The following is a 15,325-nucleotide window of genomic DNA, read 5'->3' as shown; positions in this document are numbered from 1 at the left end:
AACGGTTCGGGCGTGACCGGTTGGGGAAAGTGACTCCGGCGGGACGATGAGGGGCAGGACACGGCGGCTGCTTGCGACCCGGGGACCAGCGCGGGGACAGGGGGCCGGGACGTGGATTCGAAGCAGCGCGTCGGACCGGCGGGCGCCGGGGCGTCCGTCGACGACCTCTTCGCCGGCGACGACCCGACCAGCGTCGCGCACCGGGCCACCGACTGGGCCGCCACCGCCCTGGGCCCGGTGGAGACCTGGCCGTCGGAGCTGTGCGCGGCGGTGCGCACGGTGTTGCCGTCGAAGATCCCGATGCTGCTGTGGTGGGGCACCGAGCTGGTGCAGATCTTCAACCACGCGTACACCCCGGTGCTCGGCGACAAGTACCCGGCCGCGATCGGCCAGCCGGGCGCGCGGTGCTGGGCGGAGGTCTGGGACGAACTGGGCCCGCTCACCGACCACGTGCTCGCCGGCCGCGGCGCCACCTACGCGCAGAACCAACTGCTCCTGCTCAACCGGCACGGCTACCTCGAGGAGACGTACTGGACCTTCTCCTACAGCCCCGTACGCGCCGGGCACGGCCGGGTTCCCGGCGTCTTCGTGGCCACCACGGACGTCACGGCCCGGGTGCTGGGTGACCGGCGGCTGGAGACGCTGCGCGAGCTGGGCTCGATCTCGATCGCGGCGGCGGACACCACCCGCGACGCCGTCCGGGCGGCGGCCCGGGTCCTCACCGGCAGCCCGGCCGACCTGCCCGCCGCGATGATCTACCTACGTCCCGGGGGTGTGACGCCGGACGACGGCAGCCACCTCACCGGCCCCGGGCCGGGCGGCAGTCGGGAGTCCGACGACGAACTGGTCCTGGCCGCCTCGGTCGGCGTGGCCGACGACACCGCCGCGGGGACCGGGTGGCTGCCGCAGATCGACGAGGTGGCGCGCACCGGCCGCCCCGCACGGGTCCGGGGAGTGGCCCTGCCCGGCGACCCCCGCGCCGGGGCCGGGGAGGTCGTCGGGGTGCCCGTGGACGAGGTCGTGGTGCTGCCCCTGCTGGCCACCGGACAGACCCACCCGGCCGGCGTGCTGGTCGTCGGCATCAGCCCCTTCCGCGACCTGGACGAGGCGTACCGGGGCTTCCTCGACCTGGTGGCCAACCGGGTCTCGACGGCGCTGGGCGACGTGCTGGCGTACGAGGCACAGCGGCGTCGCGCCGCCGCGCTGGCCGAGCTGGACGCGGCGAAGACGGAGTTCTTCACCGACGTCAGCCACGAGCTGCGCACCCCGCTGACGCTGATCGCCGGACCCGTCCGGGAGAGCCTCGCCGACCGGCACGAGCCGCTTCCTGCGGGCCAGCGCGAGCGCCTGGAGCTGGTGCACCGCAACACCGGCCGGCTGCGCAAGCTGGTCGACGACATGCTCGACTTCGCCCGCCTGGAGGGCGGCCGGCTGGACCCCGAACGGGTGGAGACCGACCTGCCGGCACTCACCGCCGGGGTCGCCGAGTCGTTCGCGTACGCGATGCGCCAGGCCGAGCTGAGCTACCGCGTCGACGTCGAGGCGCTGCCACGCACCGCGTACGTGGACCGCGACATGTGGGAGAAGGTGGTCGTCAACCTGCTCTCCAACGCCCTGAAGTACACCCTGGCCGGCGCGGTGCGGCTGCGGCTGCGGGGCGACGACGCGCACGTCACGCTGACCGTCGACGACACCGGCGTCGGCGTCCCCGCCGACCAGCAGCCGCTGCTGTTCCACCGCTTCCACCGCGTACGCGGCGCCGGCGGCCGGTCGCACGAGGGCACCGGTATCGGGTTGGCGCTGGTGCAGGAGATGGTCCACCTGCACGGCGGCGAGGTCAGCGTGCGCTCGGTCGAGGGCGAGGGCTCGACGTTCACCGTCCGCCTGCCGTACGGCCGGCCCACCGCCACGGCCACGCGCCGCGAGCGGGCCCACGAGACGTACGTCGCCGAGGCCCTGCACTGGCTGCCGGAGGCCGCGCCCACCCAGGCGGACGCCACCGACGACGCCGCCCGGGACGCCGCGACGGTGCTGGTGGTGGACGACAACGCCGACCTGCGCGCGTTCCTCGCGAGCCTGCTCGCACCCCATCACCGGGTGGTCGTCGCGGCCGACGGCCAAGAGGCGCTCGACCGGATCGCCGAGCGGGTGCCCGATCTGGTGCTGACCGACGTGATGATGCCCCGCCTGGACGGTTTCGGGCTGGTCCGGGCGCTGCGCGCCGACCGGCGTACCGCCGGGCTGCCGATCATCGTGCTCTCCGCCCGCGCCGGCGGGGAGGCCGCGGTGGAGGGGTTGCGGACCGGGGCCGACGACTACCTGGCCAAGCCCTTCTCGTCGGAGGAGCTGCTGGCCCGGGTCGGCGCGCACCTGGAGCTGGCCCGGTTGCGCAACGAGGAGGCGACCTGGCGGGCGGCCCTGATCGAGTCGTTGCAGGACGCGTTCGCCGTGGTCGACGCCGACGGCGCGCTGGTCGAGGCGAACGAGGCGTTCTGCCGCCTGGTCGGCACCGCCCAGCTGGCGGCGCCGGTCGCGCCGCCGCACCCGTGGTGGCCGGAGGCCGACGCCGCGCCCGCCGACCGGCGCCTGCTGATCGACGTGCTGCGCACCGCGCGGGGCTCCGGCCGGGGCCGGGTCACCCTGCCGCTGCGGCACGCCGACGGGCACCGGATCTGGGCCGAGGCGGTCTACAACTCGCTGCGGGAGCCGCGTACCGGCCGCCGCCTCTGGGTCGCCACCCTGCGCGACGTGACCGCCGACGTCCGCGCCGCCGCCCGGCAGTCCGCCCTGGCCGCGCTCTCCGGCCGGCTCGCCCGCGCCACCGACGTGGCCGAGGTGCTCGACGCCGGCCTGTCCGAGCTGTGCACCCTGCTGGACGGCACCCGCGGCCTGGCGGTCTGCGCCGACGCCGCCGGCACGCCGTTGGTGGTGACCCAGGGCCTGACGTTGACCCCGCAGGTGCAGCGGGCGCTCGACGGGCTGCCCACCGAGGGCGAGCCGCAGCTGGTCGTTGACGACGCGGGCCGGGTGACCGCGCTCGGGGCACGTGTCGAGCCGGGCGGGGCACCCGGCGGGGTGTGGCTGGAGCTGGACCCGCCCCGGTCGGTGCAGACGGTGGACCTGCCGCTCGTACGACAGCTCTGCGCGGCGCTGGCCCAGGCGCTGGTTCGCGCACGGGCCTTCGAGACGCAGCGGACGGTGGCCCTGGCCATGCAGCGGGCGATGCTCGGCCCGGTCGACCTGCCGGCCGGGTTCGCGACCCGCTACCAGCCGGCGGTGGCGCCGCTCGAGGTGGGCGGCGACTGGTACGACGTGGTCCAGCTTCCCGGCGACCTCGTCGGCGTGGTGGTGGGCGACGTGGTGGGGCGCGGCCTGCCCGCCGCCACCGTGATGGGGCAGCTGCGCAGCGCCTCGCGTGCCCTGCTCCTGCAGGCCAAGAGCCCCGCCGAGGTGCTGTCCGCGCTGGACGACTTCGCCCGGATGGTGCCCGGCGGCGCCTGCACCACCGTCTTCTGCGCCATCATCGACCGCTCGCTGGGCGTGCTCCGCTACTCCTCGGCGGGCCACCCGCCGGGCATCCTGGTGCACCCGGACGGCTCCGCCGACCTGCTGACCCGCGCCGGCTCGGTGCCGCTGGCCAGCGTCGCGGTGCCCGGCCGGCCCGAGGCCGGGGCGCAGCTGCGACCCGGTTCGACGCTGCTGCTCTACACGGACGGGCTGATCGAGCGACGGCGGGAACTGATCGACGCCGGCATCTCCCGGGCGGTCGCCGCGCTCACCCAGGGCCGCGAACTGCCCGAGGGCGCGCTGGCCGACCGGATGGTCCGGGACCTGCTGCCCGACACCCGCAACGACGACGTGGCGGTGCTGGTCTACCGGCATCGGGAGCCGGCGGTCTTCGCTGCGGCGCTGACCGCCGACCCGGGGCAGCTCGCGCCGACGCGGGAGGCGCTGCGGGAGTGGCTGACCGGCCTCGGCATCGGCGAGACCGACGTCGACGCGGTGCTGATCGCGGCCGGCGAGGCGTGCGCCAACGCGATCGAGCACGGCTACCGCTTCGCCCCGGACGCGTCCGTCACCGTCCGGGGGCGGCTGCGCGCCGACCGGCTGGAGATGGTGGTCAGCGACACGGGCGGGTGGCGGGACGCGAGCCCCGACGACAGCGAGCGCGGCCGGGGCCGGCTGATCATGACTCGGTTGATGGACGAGGCCACCGTCGCCGGCAGCGCCGACGGCACCACCGTACGCCTGGTCAAGCGCGTCTCCGGCACCTGACGGGCTGCCACCCTGACCGGACGCCGCGGTGGCGTTCGGCCGAGGTTGCCGGCGTCGGGTGGGCGACGGCAGGGACCCCCGGAAGGGTGAAGATCGGCTATAAGTGGCGGATGGAGTTTCCCGCCTACCTGGCCACCATGCCGATGCACGCGATCACCGAGATCCACGGCGAGCCCGGCCTGCTGGCCCGGTTCCGGCTGGAGCTGCGCGCGTTCGACGAGGCCGCCCGGGAACGGCTCACCGAGGCCCTGGACCTGGCCGCCGAGCTGCACCGCGACGACCGGCGGGTACGCGAGCCCTACCTGAACCACCTGCTGCGGGTGGCGATCCGGATGATGCACCACTACCAGGTCCGCGACGTCGACGTGATCGTCGCCGGCCTGCTGCACGACGCGGTGGAGGACCACCCCGACGAGCTGGCCGCCGCGTCCGGAGGCGAACGTGCCGGGGCGCACGACGGCGAGGACGCCACCGCCGCAGCCCTGGCGGTGCTCGCGGAGCGGTTCGGGCCGCGGGTGGCCCGCCTGGTCGGCGCGGTCACCAATCCGGCGTACGACCCGGGACGCGACAAGCACGTCCAGTACCGGGAGCACGTGGCGGCCAGCCTGGACCGGGAGCCGTGGGCGCGGGTCATCAAGATCTCCGACTTCACGGACAACGGGGTGGGCGTCATCCACACCGTCGGCCCGAAGGTGACCTCGTCGGCCCGCAAGTACCGGCCGCTCGTGCCGGTCTACCGCGACCTCGTCACCCGGCCGGACACTCCCCTGTCGGCGCCGGTGAAGGAGCACATCCTCGGTCAGCTCGACCTGGCCGAGGAACGCTTCAGCGCCATCCTCGACGAACCACCCCACCCGAACTGACGACGCCCGCCCATATCCCTGGTCCCGATCCGCATCAGCCCGGGAGGTGGACGGTCCGGGTCGGTTCGGCGAGCACCTCGCGTGCCGCCGGCAGGTCAGCCATCCGCGCGGCCAGGGTCGCCACCGCCAGCCGTTCGGGCAGCGCGGCGCTGAACTTGAGCCCGACGAGGGCCTTCTCGGTGACGTCCGGGAGGCAGAGCCGCTCGGCGGCATCGGTCAGTGCCGCCCGCACCATGTCCCGGTCGACGTCGGGTCGCAGCCGAACCGAGGCGTCGTCGTACCGCTGGGTCGGGTCGACGATCTCGCTGAGCGTGGCGATCAGGGTGGCGTTGGCCCGGAACCCGGCCCACGTCCACCACTTCGTCTCGCCGTCGCCGTCGCGGACGACGACCGTGCCGCCGGGATGGACGAGGGGCGTGGCCTCCTCCCGCAACTGGGCGAGCCTGGTGCTGGCCCGGGCGGTGAGGGCGACCGGCGGGTCGGCGCCGAGGAGCACGTCGCGCATCGCCCGGACCATCCGGTACGACAGCCCCTGCGGAGAGCCACCGGTCATCCAGAGCGCCTTGCCGCCGCCCTCGGCGGGCTCCACGAAGCAGCGACGCCGCTTCCAGTCGATGTAGGTGACCCGCCAACTCCGCCCAGCGAGCAGCAACAGTCGAGGGCCTTGGACCTTCGCGGTTAGCAGCGACGGATCTGTCCGGCCGATCTCGGTGCGACCGGAGAGCACGGTGAACTGCGGCGGGGCGGTGAACACCGCCAGCATGTCCATGAAGTGCCGTCGACCGAACCGCAGCTCCGCCTCCGGCCCGATGAATAGCATCCCGGAGTCGACGTCGAGGTAGCCGCGGTCGACGAGGTGCCGCACGATCACCTCGGCGCTCCTGTCGAAGGGCGCCAGTCCGTTCCACTCCCCCGGCCACACCTGGTCGCCGACGCGGTGCCGTTGGAGCGACAGTGCCAGCATCTGCTGAGCCACGATGTGCCGTGGCTCGGGTGGTGGCACGACCGCCTCGACCCAGCCCTGGGACCAGAGGTGGAGCAGCCCGGCGGCGTGCAGCAGTCCCTCCCCGTCGAGCGCCAGGAAGAGGCAGTTCCGGCTGCTGCCGGGCCGCCGGCCGGTCCGGCCGATCCGCTGCAGGAAGGCGGCGACGGTACGCGGGGCGTCGATCTGGATGACCCGGTCCAGGTCCCCCACGTCGATGCCCAGCTCGAGCGTGCTGGTGGCCACGATCACGCAGTCCCGCTCCTGCGCGAACGCCTCCTCGGCCCGCCGGCGCTCGTCCACGGAGAGCGAGGCGTGGGAGAGGAACGTCGTCACGTCGAGCGCCCGCAGCCGCTGGCCGAGTTCCTCGACCAGCGCGCGGGAGTCACAGAACACCAGCCGCTTCTCGCCCCGGTGCAGGGCCGCGATCACCTTGGCCGCATTGTGCACGGACCCGACGTAGTCCAACTCGATCTCACCGGCGGGGGGCGATGCCGCTGTCGTGACGCCAGCCGTGCCGATGCCCGGTGCCACCACCCGCGCCGGACGCTGGTCACGGCCGGCACCCTGCAGCCAGTCCAGCAGTTCGTCGGGATTCCCCACCGTCGCGGAAAGGCCGACTCGCTGGACCGGGCGACCCGCCACCCGGGAAAGGCGTTCCAGGACGGCCAGCAGGTGCCAGCCCCGGTCGTCCCCGGCGAACGCGTGCACCTCGTCGACCACGATCGCCCGGAGCTGCCCGAAGAACTCGTCGTGGTCCACGGCGGCGCTGACCAGCATCGACTCCAACGATTCGGGCGTGGTGAGCAGGACGTCGGGACGTTCGCGGAGGATCGTGCGGCGCCGTCCCATCGTCACGTCGCCGTGCCAGAGCGCGGCACGGCGGCCCAGCCAGCCGGTGTAGGTCCCCAGTCGGGGCAGGAGGTTGTTGAGCAGGGCCTTCAGCGGACACACGTAGAGCACGGAGGTGCCCGACCAGTTCTCCTGTGCCATCCGGGACAGCAGCGGAAACACCGCCGCCTCGGTCTTGCCGCCGGCGGTGGGCGCGAGGAGCAGGGCGTCCTCGCCAGACAGGAGCGGCTTCACGGCCGCGTCCTGCAACGGCCGCAGCGCCGGCCACTGCAGCGTGTTGACCACGTGGTGCAGCACGACCGGATGCAGCAGCTCGGCACCACTCGTCATCGCAGACGGCCCTACAGTTCAAGCGCGACCGCGTCAGCGCTGCTCGCGTTGCGCTCGACGTCGGTCATCTCGGTGGTGGTCAGGGTCGGCGCGTAGTGCTGCCGGGGGTCGAACTCGGGGAACTGGTCCACCCGGTCGAGCACCTCCCCCACCAGCTTCTTGAGGAACAGGCGCGGCGCCACCCCCACCTTGCCACCCAGTCCGCCAGCGACCGCGCGTGCCAGGTCGCCGAGGTACCCGTCGTCGACGAGGCGGCGCACCTGGTCCGGGGCCGCCGACCCGTCCGCGTACAGGTCGCGGACCCGTCCGCCCAGCTCGATCAGGGAGTCGACGGTGAAGCCGGGCAGCCGGATCTGCACGGCGCGCGGGTTGTCGAACCGGGCGTCGGTGGCGAAGTCGACGGCGAGCCGCTGTGCCAGTGGCGCGAGCCGCTGCACGCCCTGCGGTCCCTCGTAGAAGGCCGGGGTGCCGGTGATGATCAGGTACAGCCCGGGGAACCGTCCCGAGTGCACCTCGTCGATGAGCTGCCGCAGCGCGTTGAGGGCCTTGTCCCGAGCGTCCGAGCGGACCCGTTGCAGTGTCTCCACCTCGTCGAGCACGAGCAGCAGGCCGGGATGGCCGCTGTCGCGCAGCACGGCGAGCAGCCCCTGCAGGAAGCTCAGCGCGGCGAAGTGGTCCAGGTCTCCCTTCACGCCGGCGACCCGGCGGGCGGCTGCGGCGACGTGTGGCTGCCCCCCGAGCCAGGCGAGCACCGCGTCGGCCGTGGCCGGATCTCCGTCGAGGGTGGCGCGCCGGTAGCCACGCAGGGCGGCGGCGAAGGCGGGGGCGCTCCGGCTGACGGCGGCGAGCCGTTGGTCGAGCAGCGCGGCTACCGCCCGATCGAGGGTGTCGACGTCGTCCGGGACGACCTCGCCGGCAGCGAGGACGTCCTCCTCGAGGGCGTAGAACCAGCCGTCGACGACCGGCCGCAGCGCGCTCGGCGGGAACGTCGAGGTGCTCAGCCGCTCCGTCAGCCGACGATAGACCGTCTCCAGCCGGTGCAGCGGGGTCTCGTTCTCGGAGACCTGCACCTCCGCCGCCGCGAGGTTGGCCCGCCGGGCGCGTTCGGCGATCCACCGGGTGAAGAACGTCTTGCCGGAGCCGTACTCGCCTCGGACGGCCTTGAAGACGGAGCCACCGGCGGCGACGGTGTCGAGGTCCTCACCGACCGCGGTGCCGAACCGGTCGAGCCCCACCGCGAAGAGGTCCAGGCCGGCAGACGGCACGGCACCTCGCCGCAGGGCGTCGATGACCTCCCGGCGGCGGGCCGGACTGACCGTGGTCACGGTTTCGCCCCTGGCAGCCCGAACTGCTCCCGCAACAGCGCCAGGTCCAGCCGAACGGTCCGGTTGTCGTCGATCTGCGAGAGGACGGGATAGTTGTCGACGTTCAGGATGCGCTGCAGCGTGGTGACGAATCCTCCCGCACGTACCGGTGCCTCACCGGCACGTTGCGCGAGGACCGCCACCGGCAGCACGCCCTTCGCGTCGACGAGCGCGCGCAGCGCCGCCTCGATCTTCCGCTCGTCCACCCGGCGCGGCGTCAGGCTGTGCTGAGCCTTGAACAACTCCGAGGCGAGCAGGACCGCCACCAGGTCCCCGTCGCCGGCCGGCGCCGCCGCGGTCGCGGTCGTCGCCTCCGGTACGTCGAACAGCGCGTCCCCGGTGACGGTCGGTGCCTTCCGGCGCGGCTTGGGCACGGGTGCCGACGTCACGGGCGCGGCGGTCGGTGCGGCGGGGGTCGCCTGCCACCACGGGGGCCGGCGAGCCTCGACGGGTGCCCAACCGGCCGGCGGCTCGGCGACGTTCGGCAGCAGGAAGGCCAGCAGCGGAATGGTGACCTCGGCGAGCGAGGCGCCACCGTGGTAACCCGCCTTGCTGGGCCGGTAGCGCAGCAGCGGGTCCCACAACGCGATGATCCGCTTGCCATCCGCGACCACACGCGGGCCGGTCAGCTCGATCTCGCCCGGCGCGGTCGGGCCTGGGCCGGTCCGATGGCGGGCGGAGGCTGCATCGGTGGCCTTGACGTGCTGGCCGCCGCGTTCCAGGACGTGCCCGTGGTCGCTGGTGACGAGGATCGCGCGGCCGGAGGACCGCGCCTGGTCGAGCAGGCTGCGCAGGAACCCGACGTCGTCGAGCTGCCACCCGGCCTCGCCGCCCTCCCGACCGTGCGCCAGCGACTCGTCCACCGTGTTGATTACCACCGCGACCACGGGAGCCAGGCCCGCGACCGCCGCCGCCAACTCGCCGGCGAACACCTCGCCCGCGCCGCCCCGGGCCGGGCCCTTGTGGAAGATCCGCGAGCCCTTGCCCCAACGGCCCTCGGCGAAGAGCTTCTTCTCGTGCTCCTGGTTGCCGCTGCGCAGCGCGCCGGCGAAGAGCGAGGTCCGGGAGACGGCGGTCAGTGTGGGCAGCGCCGCCACGACGCCCCGGCGGCGTCCTGCGCCGGCTCGGGCCAGCGGGTCGTACTCGACCCAGTGCTGGGACATCTCGTCGGCGAGCTGCACCGCGACGGCGGCGCTCATGCCGTCGAGGACGACGAGCAGCACCGACCGGTCGGCGCGGATCAGCGGCTCGACGACGCGCGGAAGGATGTTCTCCACGGTGAGCAGCCCGCCGTCGTTGCCCGGCCCGGCGGTCGCCCAGGCGCCGAGGCGTCGGGCGAAGGCGCCGTCGAGCTCGCGGCGGCGCGCCTGTGCACGATCGTGGATCTGTCGGAACGCCTGCTGCAACTCCGGGTGAGCGTCATCGCCGGCCCAGACGTGGTGGAGCGCCAGGTCGGCCCAGCCCCACTCAGCGATCTGCCGATTCACCCCGTCCGCGACGCTCTCGGGCGGCGCCACGTCCGTGCCGAGCCAGCGCACGAGGCGCTGCGCCATCCGGATCCGCGTGATCCGCTCCGTCTCCGCCGCTGCCAGCCGGTGCTCGGCGAGGTGTCCGACCGCCCGCTCCAGCGCGGTGTCCGCCGCGTCGCGCAGCCCGGCGAGCAGGGCCCGGGCCGCGACGCCGATCCGCTGGTTGAAGCCGGTACGCAGGATCGAACTGTGCCCGGCGCTGCCGGCCGCGTTGAACTGGACGAGCAGTTCCTCGGCCCGGTCGAGCACGGCGTGCCCCTGCCGTCGTACGTCCGCTTCGGGAGCGGCGAGCAGGCCGGTGACCACCTGTACGGTCGCCCCGGCGAAGCCCCGCACCGTCGCGTCGTCGTTGAGACTGCCGAGGTACTGGTCGACCCGGCCCTGGGCGCGTACCGCGTCGGCGCTCTCGGTGCTCCACAACGCGTCGCAGACGAGGCCGAGAGGCAGTGCCTCCTGGCCTCGCCCGGCAGCGGTCAGCGCGAACAGGGCCTTCGCCGGCCGGCCGAACTGCTCCACGAGCCAGCGGGACAGCCCTGCCTGCTCCTCCTCGCGCAGCAGCCCGTAGGCCTCCACCGCGCCCGGCTGGGCGCTCCAGCGCAGCAGGGTGGCCACATCGAGGTCGTCCGGGTCCTCGCCCCGCCGGTCGAGGCCCAAGCGCACGGCGGCCAGGTGCCGCAGCGCGACGTCGCGGGTCAGCACGGCGGTGGCGAGCTTCGGCCAGCCCGCCGTCGGCATCGCGTCGAGCAACGCCACGCCGGCCCACGACTCCCGCTCCAGAGCGGGGTCCGGCAACTGCGCGCCGAAGGCGTCCACGACGAGGTCCCACGGCTCGACGGTGTGCACCCGTTCCCGGAAGATCCGGCTGCGGACGCCGTGGTGCAGCACGGACTCCGGGATGTCGGTGAGCAGGACCAGCACCTCGTCGCCGCGGTCGGCGACAAGGTGCTCCCACACGGCGAGCGGCGAGACACACGGCTCGATCCGGGCCCGACGGCCGTCGGGCAACAGCATCGTCGGGTCGTGCGGCCACGCGGGTTCGGCGCGCACCACCATCACCGGGTACGCGTCGCCGTTGCGGTGCCGGTCGAGCTGCTGCGCCACCTTCTGGCGCAACGCCACCGGGCTGATCCGCAACGCCTGGGCGGGGGCGGGGGCCTGGGTCACGAGACGATTCTCCAGCTCACCTCGATCGTGGCGTCCGGGTGGTCAGCCGCGAAGGCGCGAAGCTCCTCGACCGCCCGGTCAACGTCGGCCGCCGGGACGGCAACCTCCCGCCTCGGGGCGACCACCATGCCGCCGCCGTCGCCCGGCTGACGCGTACCACCGGGATCGCGGCTCACGACCTCACGAGACCGGTCCTCGATCGGCTCCCGACTGCGCGTCACACGACGGATGAGAGCCACCGCGTCGGACTGTGCCCGGCGCAGGGCCGGGGACAGCGGGGCGGTCAGCTCGTCGGCCTGGCCGACCCGGCGCAGTTCGGTGAGGATCGCCGTCGCCTCGGCGGCCCAGGTGCCGCCGAGACCGCTGATGATCTCGAAGTTGTCCCAGGAGGCGGCGGCAAGATCGGCGGACACCTGGGCCGCGCTCTTGATGCTCTTACCGGTCCGGTCGGCCGGACCGCCGAGTTCGGCACGGGCGAGGCGCTCCACGGTCTCCACGGCCGAACGCGAGCCGGTGAGCCCTTCCAACAGGTCGGCGGCGACACGGGCGGTGCCGAGCCGGCCGCCGGCCGACTCCGTGTCGATGCCCAGCCACCTGGCGTGTTGTTCGAGCCGGGCGACGAGCCCGTGCGCCGCTTCGCGGTAGCGGTTCGCCTGGGTCATCAGGTCACGGCCGAACATCGCCACGAGCCGGCCCCGCCGCAACGCGATCGGCTGGAACCCGAAGATGGCCGCGGCGTGGGCACGAGCGGTGTCCCAGTCCTCCTGGCCGGGCAGGCGCTCCTCGCGCAAAGTGTGGTCGGCGGAGATCCGGCCCAGGTCGGGTGCCGGGACGAGTGGGCTGCCATGGTGGTGGAACGCGCGGTCGGTCTGCTCGGCGAAGGCCGCCACGACGAGCTGCGCCACGATCGGGTCGAGGCCGCGCGCCTGCGGCTGGTCGATCCAGCGCAGCAGGTCGGCCACCCGCAGCTCGCCCGTGATCCCCTCGGCGGCGGCCTTGTGGTGGAAGTGCTGGGCCCACTGCCCCTCGATGACGAACGCGGCCTCGTGCATGGTGCCGAGCCCGAGCGGGTTGGCGATCCGGCGCAGCGTCTGTCGGTGGGCGCGGTCCACCTCGACCCGCCCCTCGGGCGACTCGACCGCCTGTCGGACGTGGTCGAGGACGACCTTGACCTCGGGCAGGCGTACGGCCTCACCCTTGCGGTCGGGATCGAAGTCCGGGTGGGCGGGGAACTGCTGGCTGAGCATCTGGTCGCCGAGGCTGCGCAGCGCGTCGTTGAAGGTGGCACCCATCGGCAGCTTCGGCTCGAGGGCCCGGGTGAGCGACTGCAGGTGGTCGTCGAAGCCGAGCTGCACGTCAGTGGGCTGCTTGGTGGCCAGCCCGTACGCCTGCCGCAGCACGGCCTGGATCTTGGCGATCAGGGCGCTGCGCTGGTTGGTCAACGCGGCCTGCGCGCGGCGCCGGTCGTCGGGGTTGAGGTGTTCGGCATGGCTGTCGAAGCGCTGGCCCTCGAGCAGCTTGTCGATGATGGCGAGCTTGCCCAGGTCGGTGCGGCGCTCGACGGTCAGCGCCGCCGGGATCCAGCAGACCGTCTGGGCGGTCGTCCGACCGGTCAGCTCCTGCACCCGCTGACGATCGTCGGCGGGGCCGTGGCTGCCGTCGTCGAACGGGTAATCGATGATCATGCGCCAGCCGGTGGGGTCGTTCGGGTGGAACGCCTCGTCGCGGATGTCGTGCGGGTCGCGCACGTTGCCGTAGACCAGCTCGACGGCGCGGCGGCTCCCCCGCCAGGTGAGCCCGGCCTCGGCGAAGAACGAGTCGCTCCACGGCACGCCGAGCTGCTGCCAGAGCAGCCGCTGCACGAGATGCTTGCGGGCGCCCTCGTTGTCGTAGTGCTTGGCGGTGGCCAGCACGCTGTCGACGTCGACGCCGACCAGTTCCAGGGAGACGACCGGGTCGTCGCCCTCGCCGATGCGGATCTCGGCGAACCGGCCGGCCCAGTCGGCGAGCTTGCGGCTGACCTGAGCGACCTCGCCACCGGGTATCGGGCTGGTGATGCTGCCGTGGTTGAGCGCGGACAGCCGCCGGGCGGTGAGGTTCCGCAGTGCCGGCACGCTGGGCGCGAGGGCCGCCAGCAGCAGCGTCTTGACCAGCCGGTCGTCGCCGGTGAAGGCCCGGACCCGGCCCGTCGTCTCGGCGGGTTGCGGGTCGCCGCGGCGGGCCGCGTCGAGGTCGTCGTCGGTGAGGTCGTACTGGCCGAGGAGGTAGGGGCGCAGCTTCAGGTCGTAGAGCTTCTGGGCCATCTCGAACTCGGCCTTGAGCTTCTCGGTGAAGGGCTGGTCGCCGCCGCTGCTGATCACGTCGTAGAGGTCGCCGAGTGGCACGAGCTGACCGAGGCGCAGCGTGTCGCGACGGTCGACCAGCAGTTGGCGCATCAGCTTCAGCGCGGTGCGGGAGCGCTGCAGCGCGCTGGAGACGTGCACGAGCGTGGAGAGGAACGCGGGGCTGAACGGGTACGTCGACCGGAAGGCGTCGATGTCGGCGCCGCTGCCGGAGTCGGTGCCGAGCAGGGTGTCGAAGACCTCCCGGCGTACCTTCGTGGTGGCGTCGAAGGCCCGGGCGATGGCCTCGCCGGCCGTGGTGTCGCGGGGTTTGAGCAGCCGGCGGCGGGCGATCTCCGGGAGGTTGCGGTCCTCCAGCTTGATCACGTCGAAGCGGCCGCTGGCCAGGTTGAGGGTGTCCTGGTAGCTCAGCTCGTTGGCGCCCGTCACCTCCTCGCCGACGAGTTCGCGCAGGTCGCGCTGCCGGGCGATGAAGCTGATCACCGGAATGGGCCGACGGGTGTCGCCGCCCTCGACGAAGTTGGTGATCTTCTGGATCTCGCGGGAGACGAACTGCTGGTCACCGATCGAGTTGGCCAGCCAGAGGATCAGCTCGTCGAGGAAGAGGATCAGGCCGTGGTAGCCGAGTTCCTTGGCGTGGCGGCTGATCTCGGTCAGGCCCCGGTCGAGCGAGACGAACGCTTCGGCGTCCTCCCGAGCGTTGCTGAAGAAGCCCTTGTTCCAGCTGGTCAGCAGGTCGTTGACGAGCTTGCGGCGCAGCTCGTCGGAGTACGCCCCCGCGAACGCCTGGTCGAGCCGCTCGGGCGTCCAGAAGGTCTCGCTCTCGCCCCACTCGTCCTCGACGTCCCCGCCGGGCAGGCCGTCGATGAACTGCTTGTCGCCAATCTTCTCCCGCAGCGAGGCGGCCTGGTCCAGCAGCGCGTCGGTGCGGTGCACGGCCGGGATGGGCGCCTCGGGGTGCAGCGCGCGGACCCGGTCGACGTAGCCGCCGAGCACCCGCTGCTCCAGGGAGCGGGCGTCGAGCAGGTGGTACGGCACCAGCAGGAACTTGCGCCCGTCGAGCCAGACGCTGTGCTTGGCGACCAGCGGCGCGAACTCGTCCCGCCCCCGGGCGACGGACTCGCCCCGCAGCAGCGCGTGCAGCACCGCCATGAAGTGCGACTTACCGGAGCCGAAGGAGCCGTGCAGGTAGGCGGCCTTCGAGGCGTGCCCCTCGACCGCGGAGCGGATCAACCCGAGCGCCTCGTCGAAGTTGCCGAGCAGCCGGTCCGTGACCACGTAGTCGCGGAGGGTGGCGTCAGCGTCGGCGACGCTGTCGGCGAGCTTGAGCACGAAGTCGCTCGTGCTCGTGCGCTCCGGGATGTCGATGAACTCCCGGAGCAGCGGCGCAGGGGTGGGCGAAGACATGCTGCATACCGTACCGAGAAACGCGATGAGGACACTCACCGAGTCGACCAGGGTTCGACGTGGCGGCCGATAGGTTGACCGCGGGTGGCACTTGCCGCCGCAGCTCGACAACCAGCGGCTGTCAAATGCACGACTGCCGTCTCCGCCCCTTGTTCCACCTTCGCCGCTTTGCAACCATGTCGGCTCCAGCAGTTGTGTCCTGGCCAGTCCCCGGGAC

At 73.2% G+C, this 15,325-nt stretch carries 6 protein-coding genes; 2 read left to right on the top strand and 4 right to left on the bottom strand.

Annotated features, from left to right (window positions below; genetic code table 11):
* Nucleotides 1-111: 111 nt before the first annotated feature.
* Both ACLQ20_RS12055 and ACLQ20_RS12050 read left to right on the top strand, forming a co-directional pair.
* Nucleotides 112-4,275, top strand: a complete 4,164-nt coding sequence (locus ACLQ20_RS12055; protein WP_425855479.1) for a SpoIIE family protein phosphatase — start codon at nucleotides 112-114, stop codon at nucleotides 4,273-4,275.
* A gap of 110 nt (nucleotides 4,276-4,385) precedes the next feature.
* Nucleotides 4,386-5,138, top strand: coding sequence for an HD domain-containing protein (locus ACLQ20_RS12050; protein WP_151452915.1), 753 nt, complete (start codon nucleotides 4,386-4,388; stop codon nucleotides 5,136-5,138).
* Between the two features lie 34 nt (nucleotides 5,139-5,172).
* Here ACLQ20_RS12050 and ACLQ20_RS12045 read toward each other — a convergent pair whose 3' ends face one another.
* From ACLQ20_RS12045 to pglY, 4 genes are read right to left on the bottom strand one after another with little or no spacing between them, the layout of a single operon-like run.
* The gene (locus ACLQ20_RS12045; protein ID WP_425855477.1) at nucleotides 5,173-7,302 is read right to left on the bottom strand and encodes a DEAD/DEAH box helicase; all 2,130 of its coding nucleotides are present in this window, start codon (nucleotides 7,300-7,302) and stop codon (nucleotides 5,173-5,175) included.
* Nucleotides 7,303-7,313: 11 nt separating this feature from the next.
* Nucleotides 7,314-8,627, bottom strand: coding sequence for a BREX system ATP-binding protein BrxD (gene brxD, locus ACLQ20_RS12040; RefSeq protein WP_425855475.1), 1,314 nt, complete (start codon nucleotides 8,625-8,627; stop codon nucleotides 7,314-7,316).
* On the bottom strand, nucleotides 8,624-11,359 hold the full coding sequence (gene pglZ / locus ACLQ20_RS12035) for a BREX-2 system phosphatase PglZ (RefSeq protein ID WP_425855473.1): 2,736 nt from the start codon (nucleotides 11,357-11,359) through the stop codon (nucleotides 8,624-8,626). The genes brxD and pglZ overlap by 4 nt, the downstream gene beginning before the upstream one ends.
* The gene (gene pglY / locus ACLQ20_RS12030) at nucleotides 11,356-15,108 is read right to left on the bottom strand and encodes a BREX-2 system ATPase PglY (protein WP_425855471.1); all 3,753 of its coding nucleotides are present in this window, start codon (nucleotides 15,106-15,108) and stop codon (nucleotides 11,356-11,358) included. The genes pglZ and pglY overlap by 4 nt, the downstream gene beginning before the upstream one ends.
* Nucleotides 15,109-15,325: the final 217 nt, after the last annotated feature.

The organism is Micromonospora sp. DT46 (genome assembly GCF_049841735.1).
GTDB classification, from domain to species: Bacteria; Actinomycetota; Actinomycetes; order Mycobacteriales; family Micromonosporaceae; genus Micromonospora; species Micromonospora reichwaldensis.
Note: the sequence above shows the minus strand (reverse complement) of the source record. Positions and strands in the feature narration are given on the sequence as shown.